This window comes from Streptomyces sp. NPDC092369 (assembly GCF_044755245.1).
Classification (GTDB): Bacteria; Actinomycetota; Actinomycetes; order Streptomycetales; family Streptomycetaceae; genus Streptomyces.
The window spans coordinates 31,852-48,496 of sequence record NZ_JBIVQP010000010.1 but is presented as its reverse complement, the minus strand read 5'-3'; the positions used below and the strand labels follow the sequence as shown (position 1 = coordinate 48,496).

The following is a 16,645-nucleotide window of genomic DNA, read 5'->3' as shown; positions in this document are numbered from 1 at the left end:
CCCCAAGGTGATTCGACCCGTTCCACCCAAGGAGACACCCATGACCGCCCTACCCTCCGGCCTGCCCCCGGCCGTCGACGCCTTCTTCGCCGCGAAGAACGCCCACGACGCCGACGCCGTGGCCTGCACCTTCACCGAGGGGGCCCGCGTCGAGGACGACGGGAAGACCTACCGCGGACGTCAGGAGATCCGCGACTGGAGCGACAAGGAGTCCGGAAACGTCCAGATCGTCCTGACCGTCACCGAGGCCACCCGGCAGGGCCGCGAGGCCGTCGTCACCGCTCAGGCCGCCGGGAAGTTCGACGGCAGCCCGCTGCCGTTCCTCTTCCGGTTCCAGGGCACAGACGACGACTTCGACGCGATCGCCCACCTCGCCATCGACCTCGCACGCTGAGCACGCCCCGCGCCGACCGCACCCGGCGCACTCACCCCTCAACCCCCGTTCCCCGCAAGCAGACTGCGAGACATCATGAAGACCTGGTTCATCACCGGTGGCACCCCCGGCGGCTTCGGCATGGTCTATGCCGACGTCGCCCTCGAACGCGGTGACAACGTTGTGCTCACCGCCCGCCGCCCCGAACTCCTCCGGGAATGGGCCGAACGCCACCGAGACCGGGCGCTCGTCCTGCCGCTGGACGTCACCGACGCACAGCAGGTCCAGGCCACTGTGCGAGCCGCCGAAGAGCGCTTAGGCGGCATCGACGTCCTCGTCAACAACGCCGGACGCGGCTGGTACGGCTCCGTCGAGGGAACCGCCGACGCCGACGCCAGACGGTCCTTCGAACTCAACTTCTTCTCCGTCACGCAGATCCTGCGCGCCGTGCTGCCGGGCATGCGCGCCCGCCGCAGCGGCTGGGTGATCAACATGTCCTCGGTCGCGGGCCTGCGGGGCGAGCCGGGCTTCGGCTACTACAGCGCCGCGAAGTTCGCCCTCGAAGGGCTCACGGAGACGCTGCGCCATGAGCTGGCCCCCTTCGGCGTCAACGTTCTCGCCGTCGAGCCCGGCCCCTTCCGCACCAACGCCTACGCCTCCTTCGCCGACGAGCCCCTGGCCGAGACGATCGACGCCTATGTCCCGTTCGTCGAGTCGGTCCGGGACGTCATGGTGGCTCACGACGGCAAGCAGCCCGGAGATCCCCGCCGCGGTGTCGAAGCCGTCGTGGCGGCCATCGAGGGCGACAAGCCTCCGCTCCGCCTCGTACTCGGGACGGCCGGCTACGACGCCGTCCACGCCCACCTGGAGAACATGCTCGACGAGTTGCGGGCCAACGAAGGCGCCTCGCGCAGCGCGGACTTCCCCACCGGCTGACTGACTACCCGGAGATCCGTGAGAAGCCCGAGGAAAGGGGAGGGGATCATGGGCGGCAGGCGCATGGCGGCCAGGGCGAGGTCCATCCACTGCGCGGTGACGTCCCGGTCGGACCGCGACTGCAGGCGTTGGCACCGTCCTGGGTGCGCCACAGCACGGTCCGGTGCCCGTCCAGTTTGATCTCGTTGGCGCAGGGCCCGGTCGGCAGTTGCGTCACAGGCCGCGCGGGCGCGACGTCCACGGGCCGTTCCACATGATCAGTCTGCGGCTGCCGCGCGCCCGCTGCCTGCCGGTCGACTCCCGCGCGGCCGGCAGGCGGCCCGGCGGCACAGCTGCTGCGGGACAGCCGCGCCGCGCGGCGCGAGCCCAGTCGCGCACTGCAAGCCGGGCTCTGGTGCGGTCTGGGGGTTGCCGTCTTTCGGCTGAGCGTCCCGCAGAACCGCGGGGCTGTCATCACCCACACAGGCGAGACAGAGGCGAGTACGGGGCCGCCTGTCCTGTGATGGCGGGTGCGCTTCTCAGGCGTTGAGGGCCTGTTGGAGGGTGGTGTGGCAGTCGATGACGGTGTGGAGGCCGACGATTTTGATGACGAACATGACGGCGTCGGGGGTGCCGGCCAGGCGCAGCCATCCGCCGGCGGTGTTCAGGGCGTGGTAGCCGTTGATGAGGGCGTTGATGCCGGCGGAGTCCAGGAACCTCACGCCCCGCATGTCCACGACGACGCGGGGTTCGTCGGCGGCGTGGTGGGTGAGGGCGTGGCGTAGTGCGGGGGCGGTGTCGTGGTCGACCTCCCCGTTGAGGGTGATCACGCGGATGCCGTCACTGGCGGCGGTGGTGAGCGTCAACTGGCCTCGTGGTGCAGAATGTTGGGTTTGGGTCATGTCTCCCTTTGGTCCCTCGGTGATACTGGCGCGGGGGACGGTCTGATGTGTCCTCGCCTGCCGGTGTGCAGCGTAGGGGTGATCTGCGCTCCGTGAGGAGGGCCCTGTCGGGCCTTGGCTGTATCCACGGGGGTAGGCGCCGGTAGCGAGGATACGAAAGCGGATGCAACGGGGGAGGCACGGGGTGACAGATGAGACGGGGGCAGACCCGCAAGGCGGGAGCGGCTTGCCCGAGCACGGGCCGGCAGGCTCGGTGTGGCAGAGCACGGTGGCGCTGGAGGGCGGCGGTGCGGACATCGCGCGAGCCCGTCATCTCGCGGCTGATTTCCTGGAGCGCGGGCGCATCGAGTACGGGCTGAAAGCGAGTCGGCGCGGTATCGATCTGACGCAGTTGGTGGTCAGTGAGCTGGTCACCAATGCCTGTAAGTACGCTCCCGGCCCGGTCCTGATGCATCTTCTCCTGGATGGGGAGGCGGTCGTGGTGTCGGTGTGGGACTGCGATCCGGTGCTGCCGCAGGCGCGGGCGGCGGACTCGGAGCGGGTGGGCCAGCACGGTCTGGAGATCGTGATGGCCGTGGCCGATGAGTTCGAGGCACGCAGGGAGCGGGTCGGCAAGCGCATCACCGTGCGGATCGTCCTCACCGGCTCCGACGGCGCTGTGACGGCTTCCTCTCGGTAGAGCCGCCGGCAGGCGGGGTGGTGTGGCGGGCGAGTGCCGCCTGGAGTTCCGTCTGCAGGACGGTGGGCAGAGCGGCGCCCTGGCCGTGCTTGAGGACCTGTTCCGCGATGTGGATGGGCCTGGTGTTGGTGTGCTGGGAGATCTCCCGCAGCGCGATGAAGCCCTCGGCCGGCGCGAGCGGTCCCAGCACGCTCAGCACGCCGATGGCCTGATCGACCACAGCATGCGCCAGCTGCTCATTTTCTGCCCGCAGCTCCTGTACTTCATCGGACGGCGTTTCGGCTGCTGAGGGAACTGGACCCGAAGCTGTTGAGGGGGGCACCGGTCCATCCGACGGGCCTTCAGGGATGTGATGTGCGCTCACGTCTGTCCTTTGCCCGGTAACGCCCTCAGCATCCACCCGGACTCGCCCGTGCACCACACACGGGCCGCGCCGGCCAGGGCCGTGCGCGACCCGTGCAGGGGCTGCTGGCCGAACCCCGTCAGCGCCGGGTAGCCAGGGGGCGCGCGCCTACACCCGCGAGTGCCGAAGAGGACTACTCCGGCAGGGGTTCAGGTTCTGAGAGCGGAAATGGCGAAGGGGCGACGAGGGTTTGCTCCAGGGTGTCGTGGCAGGCGATGACGGTGTCGATGCCGACCACCCGGACCGTGCGTAGTTCGGCGGCGGTGGTATCGGCCATTTAATCTCGCAGGCATGCGGGCCGGTCGGCCGCTGCGTCACGGGATGCGCGAGCGCGACGTCCAGGGGCCAGTCCACATGATCAGCCTGCTGCTGCCGGAACCCGGCCACCTGCTGGCGTGTGCCCCTCTGGCCGTCCTGCCTCCTCAAGCTGTCGGCGGGCAGGGCATCGGGTCAGCGCCGGGGTCGGCCGACGACACCCGCCACCGAGGAGATGCCCTGGGCGTCGGTGAGGACGTGGTGCTTGCTGCCCGGCCGCGCGCGGCCGACCGGGCTGGGCCCGCTTTTGGGCCGCGCCGAGCGGCCCTCACGTGGGAGGAGTCGATCACCGCCCGCGACCAGTCCAGCTTCTTCGCCACCCGCAGCTTCTTCAGCAGCACCAGGTGCAGCTGATCCCACACACCCGCCTCGTTCCACGCGGCCAGGCGCCGCCAGCAGGTCATGCCCGAGCCGAATCCCAGCCCCTGCGGAAAGAGGATGTGACACCGCTTCTCAACCCGTCTCATCACGGGAACGATCAGTCACGGAACCGTCACAACCTCGCCCACTAAGCCGGACTGCTGCCAAAACTCCGCACGGATCCTGAATCTCACGAAGGCCCCACAGGACTCTCCGGTCAGCAGGCGTCGTACTTCCAGGAGCCGCCCTCCAGCGTCCACGGCTGCCTCTGCTGGTCGAACTTCGGCAGGCCCTTCACCTTGTACGAGACCCGCCCCATCTCCCCCGAGACAGTGGCGCGCACGTCCGTCGCCGGGTGGTCGGGCCCGTAGTCCTTCGCGGCCCGTTCCACCGTGGCCGAGTACACCGCCGGGTCTGCCTTGGCCTGGCAGCGCTTCGACAGGAAGGCATACGCACTCTCGCCGACCCCTGCGAAGTAGAGGTCCGTGTACGTCTCCGCCACGCGCTCCAGGTCGACCTCGGCGACTGCGGCCGGCGTCGGGGTGCTGCTGGGCGCCTCGGCGGCGGCGGTCGGGTTGCTCGGCGCGGGGTCAGCGCTGTCGTCGCTGCTGGACGAGCAGGCGGTGAGCGCGAGGAGCGCGGTAGCGGTTGCGAGCACGGCGGTGGTGCGCATGGTTCCCCCACTGGTGATGCGGCCTGAGGGGGCATCGTGCCATGAGTGAGGCCCCGCCCCGTGGAAGGGCCAGGCCCTGCCACGGGGCGGGGCCTGCGAGCAAGAGAGCCACCACGAGATGTCACAGGTTCATTGCCACGACCGGAGCCGGGCGGCACGATGTGGCTCTACGCGCTGCGGGGCATCCGCGGGGACCTTCTTGGACGGCGTCTTCTTCGCGGTCTTCCCGGCCGCAGCCTTCTTCCTCGTGGCGGGCAGGTCGTGGACGTCCGCAGTGCCTTCTCCGCGCGCGGTACGGGCCTTGGTCACGGACTCCTGGAGTGCGGCCATCAAGTCGACCAGCTGGCCGGGCTGTTCGGCCGGTTCGGGGGCGTCGGGCAGGCGGTGGCCTTCCTGCTTGGCCTCGATGACGGCGCGCAGCGCCGTGGTGTAGCCGTCGGTGAATTCGGGACCGGTGATGTCGTCGCGGGTCATGGTCTCGATCAGGGTCACGGCCTGGTCGATCTCGCTGTCGTCCAGGGGAACCGGGGCGGGGGCGACGGCTGCGGGGTCGCGGATCTCGTCGGGCCAGAACATGCTGTGCAGCACGATCGCCTCGCCGCGCACGCGCAGCAGGCCAGGCCGCTCGCGGCCGCGCCAGGCGAACTTCGCGACGGCCACCTTGGACGACCGCTCCAGAGCCTGGCGCAGCAGCACGTACGGCTTCGCCGCGACGGTGCCCTGCGCTTTGAGGTAGTAGCCGGCACCGATCCGGACCGGGTCGACGGCAGCGGCCGAATGAACGCGACCAGCTCGATCGCGTGCCTTGCTGGCCCTACTGCTCGCCGGGGCGCGCAGCGGAATGTCGACGGGTGAGGACCGGTGGCTGCTGCAGAGGACGTGGCGGCGTTCGCGACGAACTCCTCGACGTCGTGTTCTCCATGACCCTCTACACCCGAAGCGATGACGTAGCCGAAGGCCGACCACGCTCGGTGAATTCGCCGTCACCGTCTCTGGACGACCTGCGGGAGCAACGCGATGACTGCGGGCACCAGCAGGTACCCGGTGATCGCGGTGATGGCCTTGCGCGTCCCGATGGGCAGCACTGACACGGACCACACCTGGGCTATCGCTGCGTCACGGTCGTTCGCAGACATGTCAGTCGTGGACAGCGAAGCGACGTACTCCTTCTTGACGTCCAGGGCCGAGTGGTAGCCGATCGAGGAGGGGTAGATGATCACGAGGGCGTCCACCATCATCACCACCACCACTGCGAAGAGCGTCCACGGTGCGGCGGACAGCCAGATCACGAACAAGACCAGCAGCCCAGCCAGATGAGCGAGGGCGGAACCGTAACTCCACAGCATGAACTGCCTGAGGGTGCGGAGCCCTTGGAACCCGTCACTGTCGTAGGCCATGTTCGGTGTCACACCGAAGCCGAGTTCAGAGGACCGTTTCAGGTAGATGGTGAAGACGACGCCCATCGCCAACTGCTTCGCCAGGAAGTAGAAGGCGTACGCGCCCGCCATGCACAGCGCCATCGCCAGCTCTGGGTGGGTGTACCGGTTGGCCCACCAGCCGTCGTACACCTCGGACCGCCATACCGCGTCCGGGAGCGTCGTCGAATTCCAGCCCTCCAGGAGACCATGGTCGTTGACGAACATGTACAGCAAGGCGGTACCGACCGCCACGGAAGCCATGATGGCTGCCGAAACGTCCCTGCGACCGAGCTTCGCAAACGCCCTGTTGGTTCTGGCAGTCAGCCGATTGAGCTGCTTGATCCGGCGTCCTGAAAGCTGAGAGGCACCCCCGTTGCGCTCATTCATCGGTACGAAGTCGGAGATCGCCCGCACCTGCTGGCAGTAGAACATCGGCGTGACGAAGATGACGGCCAGGATGATCAGGCCGGCAGGATCCTGAAGCAGCGACAGGCTGACCGCGCCCGGCTCGGCGTGCACGGAGAAGAGGTAGCTGAGGGCCGGCCGCGCGCCGTCGGCAGTTGGCGACACCAGCACTCCTCCGGCATCCGCCAGACCCAGCAGCGCCATCGAAGAAGACAGGCTGATCAACAGGAACCTGGTCTTGGGAGTCCAGGGCGTGTAGCACAGACGGACCAGCAGGCGCGCCGCGCGCCGCACGGGACGCGGCAGTCGGCGAAGCACACGCATCGCACTGCGGATCCCGAAAGGTTCCCACGCACGGAAAATCGCGCCGGTCAACTGCGGCTGCAGGATGTCGAGTTGTGCCATGCGCTCCCCCGATCGCAATATCGCACCGCACATTTTTCATATCCGGCGTGACTAGCCTTAACCCAACCTTCAGCCACAGCCAGGGGCCACCGACCTTCACAGAGCCGCTCCGTACCTCCACGGCTGGCTCAACATGTGCCCAAGTCGGGCTGGCGAGAGGTCCAGATGAGAGGAAGCGCGGCGAACCCGGCAGCGGCGGCTAGGAGGGCGTCGGTCGCGCGGACGCGGGTGCGTCCGGCAAGCGGTCACAGTTCGTGCAGGACGAGATCGGTGCTCTCCGCGCTCGCGGGGGTTGTGGTGTGCAGGGTGTCGGTGGGGTCGAGGTGGGTGGTGAGGTGGTGGAGCCAGCGGTGGACGTCGCCTGATGTGTAGCCGCGCGGGTCGATCCGCTCCGGCAACGCAGGGACGTCGACCACGACGAAGGCCTCCACCAACGCCTCCGTGCCCATCGCCATGAAGCTCCCCAAGCCGATGCCCTAGACCGTTGCCATGACCAACTCCCTCAAGACGGCCGCGGACTTCACCTTTCAACGTCGGGAGGGACAACGAGAAGGAGCCGGGCACTTCCGACCAAGATCCACGGCCTGGGCCACATCCTGGTCGTCCTCTCCGTCGACCCCGAAGCCTGCCACCCGATCCCCGGCACCACCACCGGCCCGCAGCTGCGCGAGTACACCGACGACGTCGACCAGGTACGCGTCCTGTACTACGTAACCACCCATCGCACCGTGATCGTCATCGCCTACATCGAGGTCTGACCCATCGGCCATCGAGGCGCATCCGCCGGTGTTGCTGGCCGGACTAGCCCGTACCTCCACCCAGGTACCACTCAGGAGACAGCCTCAGGTCTGGAACAGCCCTTCCTCCCTTCAGAGCAGTGCCCCACTACCTTGGGCGCCCGATAGTTGTTCGGGACCCGGCCCGCGAACGTCGTCCGGCACGGCCAGATGGTCAGCGTTGAAGTCGCGCAGGCAGTTCCACCCAACGACGTGCGGTGTGCCGGTCGGCGGCGTCATGTGCCTGGCTGATGCTCAGACCTGCCGCAGCGCAAGCGTAGGCGAGTACGTCCGCGCCGTAGGGGAAGGGGTGATTGCGTTGCCAGAACCGGAAGGTCCAGTAAGCCTCCGGGTCCGAGTCGTGCGGTGAGATGCCGATCTCGTCGGAGGCGACCACTGCGCCGTCCCGGGCCAAGGTGCCGAATGTGCCGCCCTTGGGGTTGAAGTACACCCCGTACGCGGCGGTGCCCGCCGATATCGCTTCCAGGACGGCGTTGTCACTCGGCATGTAACCGTCCTGCGTGATCACGCAGCCTCCGGGAACGCCGTCCACACTCCTGACACCGACGTAGCGCAGGGAAGCCTCGTAGTCGGAAGGGTCGAAGGGCGCGTTCTCGGCGTCCACTCTTGGGCACCGGGCCGGATCGGCGCCGAGCCGACGGATCAACTCGTCCTCGGCCAGACCCCGGACGAAGCAGATGCCGAGCCCCTCCGTCCGCAACGGCCCGTTGCCGAAGGCGGCGATGAGCGCGTCGGCCGCCCGCTGGGAAGCGATCTCCTCGGGAGACAATTCCCTTGCTCCCGGAATGTGTTGGGCCAGCGGTGCGAGTGAGGTGGTCGACAGCAGTCGGCCGGGGGACCAGGGCCCTGCTTGCGGGGTCCATACGTCCGCCCCGGCGTCGATCAGGGCGCGGACGGTGGCCTCGTCCATGGCGTGGACGGCATACCACAGAGGTGTATGCCCGTCCTCGTCGCGCACGTCGACGTCCACGTCGTGCGACAGCAGCGCCGCCACCGCCTCGACCGCGCCCTGCTCCGCCACCAGGTGCAGCGGGGCGGTGCCGCGCCATCCGACCGCGGCTGCGGGCGACGCGCCTGCCTCCAGACGGGCTTGGACCAGCACCGCATCGCCCCAGTCGCGGTAACCCATCTGCTGCCAGTCGGCACGCGGGACATAACGCTGCCGGGCCTCCTCTTCGCGACGTATCTTCTCGCGCTGTCTCCTGGTCAGTGGCGGCGCCAGGAGCGTCGGAGGACCACTCACCGTCAGGACCGCGAACGTGCCGGGCTGCTGCGCTTCCTGGTCGGGAGGCTGAAGCTCCGGCCAGACTTCGAGGGCACGGTGTGACGCGGCACGGAGTGCGGACACATCGACCTGGGTGCGTGTTTCGACCATGTCCTCGTCCGGCCACTCGACGACCAACTCTGTGTCACCAGGGGGCGGGAGTTCGGCCAGATAGAGATCGACGTCCGTCTTGAACAAGGACCTTCGGGTGTGCTGCATGCCCGGGTCCAAGGGAATCAGTCCGACTGCCTGTTCTGTCGCCGCCAGGCTCGTTTGTCCCTGCGGTCCTGTGACGGGAATGCCCCGTGTCACAGTGCCGTCCAGCGTCGTCACCTTCCGCCCGTCGGAGAGCAGCAGCCCTACTCGCAGCCCGGACTGTCTGTTCCCGCTCGCGTTCTGCCGGCGGGTGTTGCGGAAGACCGCGAGATGCAGCGTGGCCGATCGCGGCCACACCGACCATCCCGTCAGCACGAGGCGCACCTCCAGAGCGGTGCCGACCACTTCGGTCCGTGACAGCCGTTCGGGCACGAACCGGTCCACCGGCGGGGCGTACTTCCCCTCGTCCTCCTGCGGCGGCCATAACCGGGCCAACACGGCCTGATCAGTGGCCGGTTCTTCCGGAAGCACGAGGTCATCGAAGAATCCCATGCGCTGAGCGTTGCACAGGGCACTGACAAAGCTGCGGAGAGGCGGCGGGGGCGGGCGGGGTCCGGTGCGCGGTCCAGGCGCCGTCGACAACTTCGGGCCGCGGCCGCTTCGTCGGGCCGATGGTCCAGATCGTTCCGGCGAGACCGATTCCCGACAGCCGTCCTGTGGGCTGCCGCCACAGGACGGCTGTCGTCGACGGCGCTGCCAGTTCGGGGCGCGGTGGTGTGCGCAGGTGCTCTTGGTGTCCCGGCCCTTCCCAGGTGAGCAGATCTTGGAGTACTGACCTGTGGATTGCTCAGTTGGGAGAGCGGGTCGCAGCCAAGTTGACCGATGGTCAGTGTTGGAGCTGCTCTCGCTGAGTGCTTGCGACCTGCGGGTTCTGGAGTATCTGGCGGCCCTGCTCATTGTGGGCGTTAGCTGTTCGGTGTGGGGGAGTCGCCGGTAGTGGCGGTTAAAGCGGATAGCCCAGATGTCCTGGAGCTGGCTGGGGGTCCCTGGAGTGGAAGTGCCGTGAGGCGGGCGGTAGTTGGCCATATGGGGAGGTAATCGCGGCTTCTGGGGTACTGGGTGGGCTATCTGGTGACCGCTCGTGTTCGTCATCCTGCAGTTTTGGGGGAACGGCGTGGTGAATGTGCTGTACACATGGCGACGTGAAGCTAACCAACCTCACTACGTTGATGGCTCGCCGCGAGGACGGCGGTCTCAGCTTCGACCGTTTCCGCGTCGACCCAGCGCTGATCCGGCTTCAGTGGCCAGACGACGTGGTCGAACAGTTCCTCTTTGATCACGGTGACAACGACTCCTTCGTGCGGGACTACGGTGGCATCGACCTACGCGAGATCACCTGGCGGCTCGAGATGATTCCGGCCGCGGACTTCGACGAGATGCCGACCGGAGCGTCCGATGCCGGCTGTATCGAGGACTTTGCCGAGCACCCTGTGCACTGGGTCGAAGTGCGCCGCGCAGAGGTCGGGCGTCGCTGGGAAGAGCATGGGACGTGGATGCGCCCGCCGATCCTGATTGACCGACAGCTCCTGGCTCCGTCGGACAGCGGTCTTTAGGTCCTGGAGGGCAGAACACGGGTCGGTGTTCTGGGAGGTCGGCGGCGCGAGGGACTGCACGTCGCATCCCAAAGCCTGGGTGGGGCACGCCCCGACAGTGTGAGCCGGGCGCCTTGGCGCAGCAAAGTGACGGCACCGGTTGCATGCACGATCTTCGGCTGGACCGACCGGGCCCCCACGGCTTTGCGGCCGGGTGACGGCAAGCCGCAGCAGACAGGGCTTCCGCGGCGGCGACCCCACCGGCACGAAGGGGAGGGAAACGGCATGCGGTACACCAGGTGGCAGTTGGGCCCGCCATGCTGTCTCTTCGGTGGTGGTGTGCCGGGTTATCCAGTGGCTGGGAGCTCCAACGGCTTGATCCTGCAGTGCCGTTAGCCGCGTGGAGGGATGCTGGTCAGAGGTCGTTGCTGGTGAGGCTTCCGCGGAGCACCATTTCCTCGTCCGTGCATCCCTGCCGCCGTGCCAGGGTGTGGAAGACTTCGCGTTCGCCCTGCCAGTTAAGAGCCCGCTCGGCGGCGGTCCGGCGGACACATTCACCCGGAGACAGGCCCAGGACGGACGCGTGGGCGGCGATTGATCCCCGACCCTCGCGAGGCTCAGATCACCCGGCTCAAGGCAGAGACCACCAAACTCCAGAACGGTTGGCCCAGTCGGAGCAGATGGTCGAAGGACTCACCGACTTCCGCGGCCAGGCTCTGGCCCGGCTCGCTGCCCAGCACGAAGAAATCATCCGGCTCCGCGAAGCCGCCGCCGGCACCGCTCGGGTCAGCCGCCTGCCGCCACCCCGAACCACCGTCATCGGGACCTGCAGCTGATGCCGCATCCCCGACCGGATGCCGGCTCTCGCATGGCGAGAATTGGACCTCACCAGCAATCAGATCGACGCCTCGTCGGCCAGCGAAGGTACGGCGCACGGACGCAGGACCATGAGCGAGTCTTCCAAGGCCGCCACCATGGCAAAAGGGAACCGGTCGAGCTCAAGACAGAGTGCGACGTCATCAGGATGGACTCCTTGACGCACACCCTCCGCCAACTCGGCGGCGGCGCGCGACTCAGCAGCGCGGCGGACGAACTCGGCAGCATCTGCCCCGGCCTCGGTGGCCCTCCGAGCGATGTATTGAGCGCACGCCAGATCTTCATCGGCCTGCCCATCCTCACCAGTGACCACGAACGTGACACTGCCACTCTTACGTGCTCGCAAGAGCCGAGCCGTTGCCTCCGCCACCACGAAGCTGGCGCACAGCACCAGCGATGCCTCCTTGACCGCGAATGCACCGACCGTCCCTGCCGTGGTTTTCTGCACAACGGTCCGTCCGCCAAGGTCAATAGACCGCAGCAGGCCCGGCGAGTTGACGGTGTCGAACCCCGGCGCGGGTGGACCGTCTTTGAGCGCCACCCAATCCTGATGCCGTGCCTTCAGCGCCAGGGCTTCGTCCAGCGACTCAGCAAGAACGATCTTTTCCGCCCCCTGGCCAAAGGCCCAGGCAGCCACGGTGAAAGCACGCATGACGTCGACTACGACCGCCACGGACGGGGCTTCGACCAGCTCAGGGATGCCAAGGAAACGGGAGTCCATACCGATCATGATCATGCATGCCCGACACGATGCACTCAGAGAGTGATACGCGTCATATCCACGATCCCGGAATGCAACACCTCCGGCTGTCTGCGTCGTGAAAGTGGTCCGCAATGACCCGCCTGCTCAATCGCCACATGGGGTCACCCGCACACGGCCTCTGCGGACACAAGGAGCCCTTTCCAACCGGTTTGCGTAGCACGTCGGTTGGCTGAGGGCGATGCTGAAGAAAGGGTGAAGCTCCTGGTAGATGGGTTGTCGACCAAGATCAACCTGCCCGCCCGGAGCTTCACATGCTTGTCTACCCATCAGGGATCGACCTGTCCAACTCGACTCTGCGCCACCTGTCCGACCGGCTGAGAGCCCGGCGTCGTGAGCGCGGCACGCGCTGGCGCCGCCTGACCGCGGACCGACAGGCTCTGCTCGCGCTGGCCCATCTGCGCTGCGGGCACACGTACGCCCAGCTCGCGGCCGGCTTCGGGATCGGGCTGGCCACCGTCTACCGGTACATCGGCGAGGCGGTTGAGGTCCTGGCTGCCCTCGCTCCCACCCTCCAGCAGGCCATGACCGTCGCCGCCAACAAGGCATTCGTGATCCTCGACGGCCCCCTGCTGCACATCGACCGCCTTGCCGCCAACCGCCCCTACTACTCCGGCAAGCACAAGCGCCACGGTATGAACGTCCAGGTCATCGCCGACGCGTTCGGACCCCTGCTCTGGGCCTCACCTGCCCTGCCAGGTGCCGTCCACGACATCAAGGCCGCACGCACCCACGGCATCATCGAAGCGCCCACCCAAGCCGGCATCCGTACGTGGGCCGACAAGGGATATCAGGGAGCTCCGGGGACGATCCGGGTGCCTTACCGGGGCCGCTGGAGCACGCTCCCAGCCGGGAAGCGGGCGGTGAACTCCTCCCACGCCAGGATCCGAGCCGTCGGAAAGCAGGCCAACGCCACCCTGAAGAGCTGGCGGCTCCTGCGCAAACTCCGTTGCAGCACCACCCGCATCACCGACATCGTCAAGGCCGTCCTGGCCTTGCACCTCGGCACGGCAGCTGAGATCGCTGCGGCCGGAGGCATGGACAAGGACAGCGCCCATCAACGACAGCAAGGAAGACCGCTCACCGTGACAGACGTCAGAGTCACCTACGACAAGACCGTCAACGCAGCGTACGTATACCTCACCGAACCGCAGGCCCGGGTGACGTCCGCACGCATGTATCCCTGCGATCCAGTGGACGTCGACGGCATGATCAACCTCGACTTCGACGAGCGGGGCCGCCTCATCGGCATCGAGGTTTTGGCGGCCAGTTCGAAACTGCCCGAGTACCTGCTCCAGTCCGCGGAGCGACTTGACACCGAAGGTGCATGACCAGCCGCGCACCACGATTGCGGCGAACAGGTTGGAAAGGGCTCATTGGATGCGCGGGCAGACCGGACACGGCACCAAGGGCACCCGCGAGTACGACTGGGCCTGGCTCGATGTCCGCCCCCACGACCCTCCCGAGAAAAACCGGAACGAGAAGGAGCCCGGGACGAGTGTGCTGGTCGCGCGCCGGCACCGCTACACCGGTGAGCTGTCCTACTTCCGCTGCTGGGCACCCGGCGACGTCTCGCTCGGCAGGCTGGTGGAAGCGATCTGTCGCAGGTGGCGGATCGAGGAAACTTTCCACCTCGCCAAGATCTTCGCCGGACTCAACCACGGCCAGGTGACCTGCTGGAACTCCTGGATGCGCTGGTCATTGTTCCTCCCTGATCGCCGCCGCCGTCCTCGCTCTCCCGGCCACCGCCGTCCACGACGCCGCCGAGGACGAGCCCGCGCTTGTCCCGCTGAGCTGCCCCGAACTCGTTCGGCTCCTGGAAGCCCTCGTGCTGCCGCCACTCGTCCGCGACCGCGAGCACGTCCTGCATCAGACCGCCCGGCAACGCCATCACCAAGCCGTTGCGACCACCTGCCACCAGCAACGGCACCACCGTCACGACCAGCCGTGATCAAGAACTACAGAGGCCGTGAAGGAGTTAGTACGAACCCGCAGGTTCATCCCCCGCGATCAAGGGGTTACGCCTTCGGGTTCGTGCTGGAATACCTTCAGTTTCCGTGAACTCGGGGGGTCTACGGATCCCATTAACGAACGTGTCACGAGCCTCGATGCGGGAACACCCTCTCAATGCACCACAGTTCGCCAGTGATCCAGACGTTCGCGGCACTCCGTAGTGAGTTCGTGCGCCGGTCCCATGGAGAGTTCGAAGACGGTCAGGACCGCTTCAAACTGCTCAATGGCGTCGGGGATGTCACCCATGACCGCAGTCCAATGCGCTGCGCGGCTACGGCAATTCAATGTGATGGGATCTGTCGCACCCCTTACGCGGCTGCTGATCCCGACAAGTTCTCGGAGTTGACAGAGGGCATCGGCAGGACGGCCGGCCATTCCGGTCCAGGTCGCCAGGCGGCGGTGGAATCTGATGGCATCGGAGTCCCACTCGGTGTTGATACGTGTACGCTCATCGACAACCTCTTGCAGTAGGCGCACCGCCGCCTGTGGGTCGCCTCCGCGGCCGGTGCAGCTGGCCAATTCCGAGCGGAGGTGGAGACACTGTGCACGGGACAGGCCGTGAGTTTGCTCGGCCTCCGAGAGCAATTCTCGCCAAAGAGCAATGGCCGTCGTGAAATCACCGGCTTGGGATGCGCGATCCGCTTGCCTCGCCTGGATGCTTTGACGCAGTTGACTTTCCGCCAGGATATCGGGGTCATTGAGAAGGCAACGCGTCAATTCGCGGGCCATCTCGCTGTCCCCTGATTTTTCCAGAGCCGCAGCATGCGCAGCTCGGCAGTTGAGTGTCCAGCGGTAGGTCGGCCCCGCGAATTCGCAGTAGTCGGCCGCGAGTTGCCGGAAGTCCTCCGCCGCAGAGGCGGGGTCAAGGACCTCCCGGAAACAGGCGAGGTCCCGGCGGATTTTCAGCACGGGAAGTGAGGAATCCCCACAGACCCGTCTGGCTATCGTCAGCATCCGCTCTGCCAGCAGGCTGGCAGCACGCGTGTCGCCATTGTGATGGGTGTGCCAGGCGACCAGCATCGTGGCCTTCAGGGTGTCTGGATGTTCCGGACCTAGTCGCAAGGAACGCTCTCGTGCTTCCTCGGAAGCGAAACGCAGAGCTGACGCGCCCCCGTGCCGGTCCGCAAGCACGTAGGACAGCATGCTCAGGGCGTAGTCGCGGCGATCAGGCTCGGGGTGGTCCAGTGCACGGCGGAAGGCGGCTTCGGCCTGGTCTAACAGATACCAGCCCCATGTTGCGTCAGCGAGGTCGATTGCCTCGTCCTGGGTGGCGAAGGCGACGAGGGTATCGACAGCTTCCGGCGGGGGCACGCGCTTGGGCAGAGCGTCGATGAGGTAGTCGAACGCCACAGAGCCGGTGTCACCCACGGGAAGGAGGAGACTGCTGGTGGCATGCAGTGGCATGACTGCCCAGGCAAGGGCTTCGGCCAGGGACTCGGGACGCAGTAGGTGGCCGCCTCGCTCAGCCAGGTACGGGCGGGCGAGATGGTCAAGGACGGTCAAGGGCAGCGGACGGTGGATACCCGCACGGCGGGCCAGCACTGCTCCGGCGACAAGGGCCGCAGCGCGCGGGTGGGTGCCGGGCGCCCAGGCGTGGTGCCAGTCGTAGAGCAGGCGCGGACCGGCCGCGAGGTACTCGGCCACGCCGAAGCGGTCCGCATGCGCGAGGGCGGCTTCGATCCGCGGATCGCTGTTGTGGTTCCCGGCGCGCGAAAGTTCCGCCGACGACCAGGCACGGGGTAGCTCGATCCGGGTGGCCAGGCGAAGCACTTCTTCTCCGACACGGCGGGTCTCCGCGCCGAGGTGGTCAGGGCCGACGTGGTCAGGACGGGTGAAGCGCGCGTACTCCTCAGCACGCATCGTAGCCAGGACGCGGTGGCGATGCCGAGACGCGTTGAGCAGGCGCGTCAGGTCGTGCCGGGTAAGGCCGCCTGTGCCAAGAAATCGTTCCAAATCGTCCAGCCACAGAAGACACGGTCCTGAGGCCGTTGCCACAGCGTCGATGGCAGCAGTGACGGCGTGGCGGCCGACCGGCTCTACAAGGAACGAGTTGGGCAGGGATGTGTGCGCGGCTTCGAAAGCCGCTCGGCTCTTGCCCGCTGTGGACTCCCCGACCAGCACCACGAATCGATCATCAGTCAGCGCACGAGCCAAGGCGCCGTCCGTGTCCCGTGGAACGAAGGCAGGGACCCGCGGACACGAGATGTTGCCCGCTTCCTGTTCAGCCGGATGGACCCCCATGGACAACGGGTCGGTGCAACTGTGCACCCGGGGAAGACGGTTCCGGGCATCCAGCCGCAACAGCCGTGGCGCAGAAGTCGCTTCTAGTTGATTCCTCTCCCGCTGAGCGATGCCAAGCGCCGACCACACTCCCGCCAACACCGCCCCGACCGCCCCAA

General features: G+C 67.1%; 17 protein-coding genes and 2 pseudogenes. 6 read left to right on the top strand and 13 right to left on the bottom strand.

What is annotated here, in order from left to right; genetic code table 11:
* The first annotated feature begins 40 nt into the window (after positions 1-40).
* Both ACIQI8_RS42230 and ACIQI8_RS42225 read left to right on the top strand, forming a co-directional pair.
* Positions 41-394: a nuclear transport factor 2 family protein gene (locus tag ACIQI8_RS42230; RefSeq protein ID WP_402363570.1), complete on the top strand. Its 354-nt coding sequence runs from the start codon at positions 41-43 to the stop codon at positions 392-394.
* Positions 395-469: 75 nt separating this feature from the next.
* Positions 470-1,309, top strand: coding sequence for an SDR family NAD(P)-dependent oxidoreductase (locus tag ACIQI8_RS42225; protein ID WP_402363567.1), 840 nt, complete (start codon positions 470-472; stop codon positions 1,307-1,309).
* 518 nt (positions 1,310-1,827) lie between these two features.
* On the opposite strand, the gene ACIQI8_RS42220 is transcribed toward ACIQI8_RS42225, so the two are convergent.
* Entirely contained in the window at positions 1,828-2,190 is a 363-nt protein-coding gene (locus tag ACIQI8_RS42220; RefSeq protein WP_402363564.1) for an STAS domain-containing protein, read from the bottom strand.
* A 226-nt stretch (positions 2,191-2,416) separates the two neighbouring features.
* Between ACIQI8_RS42220 and ACIQI8_RS42215 the strand changes: the two genes are divergently transcribed.
* A complete protein-coding gene (locus ACIQI8_RS42215) occupies positions 2,417-2,869 on the top strand; it encodes an ATP-binding protein (protein ID WP_402363561.1) in 453 nt (150 codons plus the stop codon).
* Here ACIQI8_RS42215 and ACIQI8_RS42210 read toward each other — a convergent pair.
* The 8 genes and pseudogenes from ACIQI8_RS42210 to ACIQI8_RS42175 form a co-directional block, all read right to left on the bottom strand.
* A complete protein-coding gene (locus ACIQI8_RS42210) occupies positions 2,829-3,089 on the bottom strand; it encodes an ANTAR domain-containing protein (RefSeq protein ID WP_402363558.1) in 261 nt (86 codons plus the stop codon). The two genes, ACIQI8_RS42215 and ACIQI8_RS42210, sit on opposite strands and share 41 nt — an antisense overlap.
* A gap of 316 nt (positions 3,090-3,405) precedes the next feature.
* A complete protein-coding gene (locus ACIQI8_RS42205) occupies positions 3,406-3,549 on the bottom strand; it encodes a hypothetical protein (protein WP_402363555.1) in 144 nt (47 codons plus the stop codon).
* A gap of 188 nt (positions 3,550-3,737) precedes the next feature.
* Positions 3,738-4,018 (bottom strand): annotated as a pseudogene (locus tag ACIQI8_RS42200) (IS5/IS1182 family transposase); the annotation flags it as partial.
* Positions 4,019-4,164: 146 nt separating this feature from the next.
* Positions 4,165-4,620, bottom strand: a complete 456-nt coding sequence (locus tag ACIQI8_RS42195) for a hypothetical protein (RefSeq protein WP_402363552.1) — start codon at positions 4,618-4,620, stop codon at positions 4,165-4,167.
* Positions 4,621-4,749: 129 nt separating this feature from the next.
* A complete protein-coding gene (locus ACIQI8_RS42190; RefSeq protein ID WP_402363549.1) occupies positions 4,750-5,316 on the bottom strand; it encodes a Ku protein in 567 nt (188 codons plus the stop codon).
* Between the two features lie 287 nt (positions 5,317-5,603).
* Positions 5,604-6,848: a hypothetical protein gene (locus tag ACIQI8_RS42185; RefSeq protein WP_402363546.1), complete on the bottom strand. Its 1,245-nt coding sequence runs from the start codon at positions 6,846-6,848 to the stop codon at positions 5,604-5,606.
* Positions 6,849-7,093: 245 nt separating this feature from the next.
* On the bottom strand, positions 7,094-7,303 hold the full coding sequence (locus tag ACIQI8_RS42180) for a hypothetical protein (RefSeq protein WP_402363543.1): 210 nt from the start codon (positions 7,301-7,303) through the stop codon (positions 7,094-7,096).
* Between the two features lie 496 nt (positions 7,304-7,799).
* The gene (locus tag ACIQI8_RS42175; protein WP_402363540.1) at positions 7,800-9,557 is read right to left on the bottom strand and encodes an ankyrin repeat domain-containing protein; all 1,758 of its coding nucleotides are present in this window, start codon (positions 9,555-9,557) and stop codon (positions 7,800-7,802) included.
* 650 nt (positions 9,558-10,207) lie between these two features.
* Between ACIQI8_RS42175 and ACIQI8_RS42170 the strand changes: the two genes are divergently transcribed.
* Positions 10,208-10,618 carry a hypothetical protein gene (locus ACIQI8_RS42170; protein ID WP_402363537.1) on the top strand — a complete coding sequence of 137 codons (411 nt, stop codon included), beginning with the start codon at positions 10,208-10,210 and terminating at the stop codon, positions 10,616-10,618.
* Positions 10,619-11,214: 596 nt separating this feature from the next.
* Here the strand turns inward: ACIQI8_RS42170 and ACIQI8_RS42165 are convergent.
* Together ACIQI8_RS42165 and ACIQI8_RS42160 are read right to left on the bottom strand one after the other, a co-directional pair.
* Positions 11,215-11,532, bottom strand: coding sequence for a hypothetical protein (locus ACIQI8_RS42165; RefSeq protein WP_402363534.1), 318 nt, complete (start codon positions 11,530-11,532; stop codon positions 11,215-11,217).
* Positions 11,493-12,194, bottom strand: a complete 702-nt coding sequence (locus ACIQI8_RS42160) for a 2-phosphosulfolactate phosphatase (protein ID WP_402364066.1) — start codon at positions 12,192-12,194, stop codon at positions 11,493-11,495. Before ACIQI8_RS42160 ends, ACIQI8_RS42165 begins: the two co-directional genes overlap by 40 nt.
* A gap of 293 nt (positions 12,195-12,487) precedes the next feature.
* On the opposite strand from ACIQI8_RS42160, the pseudogene ACIQI8_RS42155 reads away from it, so the two are divergent.
* Positions 12,488-13,246, top strand: a pseudogene (locus ACIQI8_RS42155) (transposase family protein); the annotation flags it as partial.
* Between the two features lie 24 nt (positions 13,247-13,270).
* Positions 13,271-13,564 (top strand): DUF2283 domain-containing protein, encoded by a 294-nt coding sequence (locus ACIQI8_RS42150; protein ID WP_402364063.1) that lies wholly within the window; start codon positions 13,271-13,273, stop codon positions 13,562-13,564.
* A gap of 323 nt (positions 13,565-13,887) precedes the next feature.
* Here ACIQI8_RS42150 and ACIQI8_RS42145 read toward each other — a convergent pair whose 3' ends face one another.
* Both ACIQI8_RS42145 and ACIQI8_RS42140 read right to left on the bottom strand, forming a co-directional pair.
* Entirely contained in the window at positions 13,888-14,172 is a 285-nt protein-coding gene (locus tag ACIQI8_RS42145) for a hypothetical protein (RefSeq protein ID WP_402363531.1), read from the bottom strand.
* Between the two features lie 185 nt (positions 14,173-14,357).
* Positions 14,358-16,370 (bottom strand): hypothetical protein, encoded by a 2,013-nt coding sequence (locus ACIQI8_RS42140; RefSeq protein ID WP_402363528.1) that lies wholly within the window; start codon positions 16,368-16,370, stop codon positions 14,358-14,360.
* Positions 16,371-16,645: the final 275 nt, after the last annotated feature.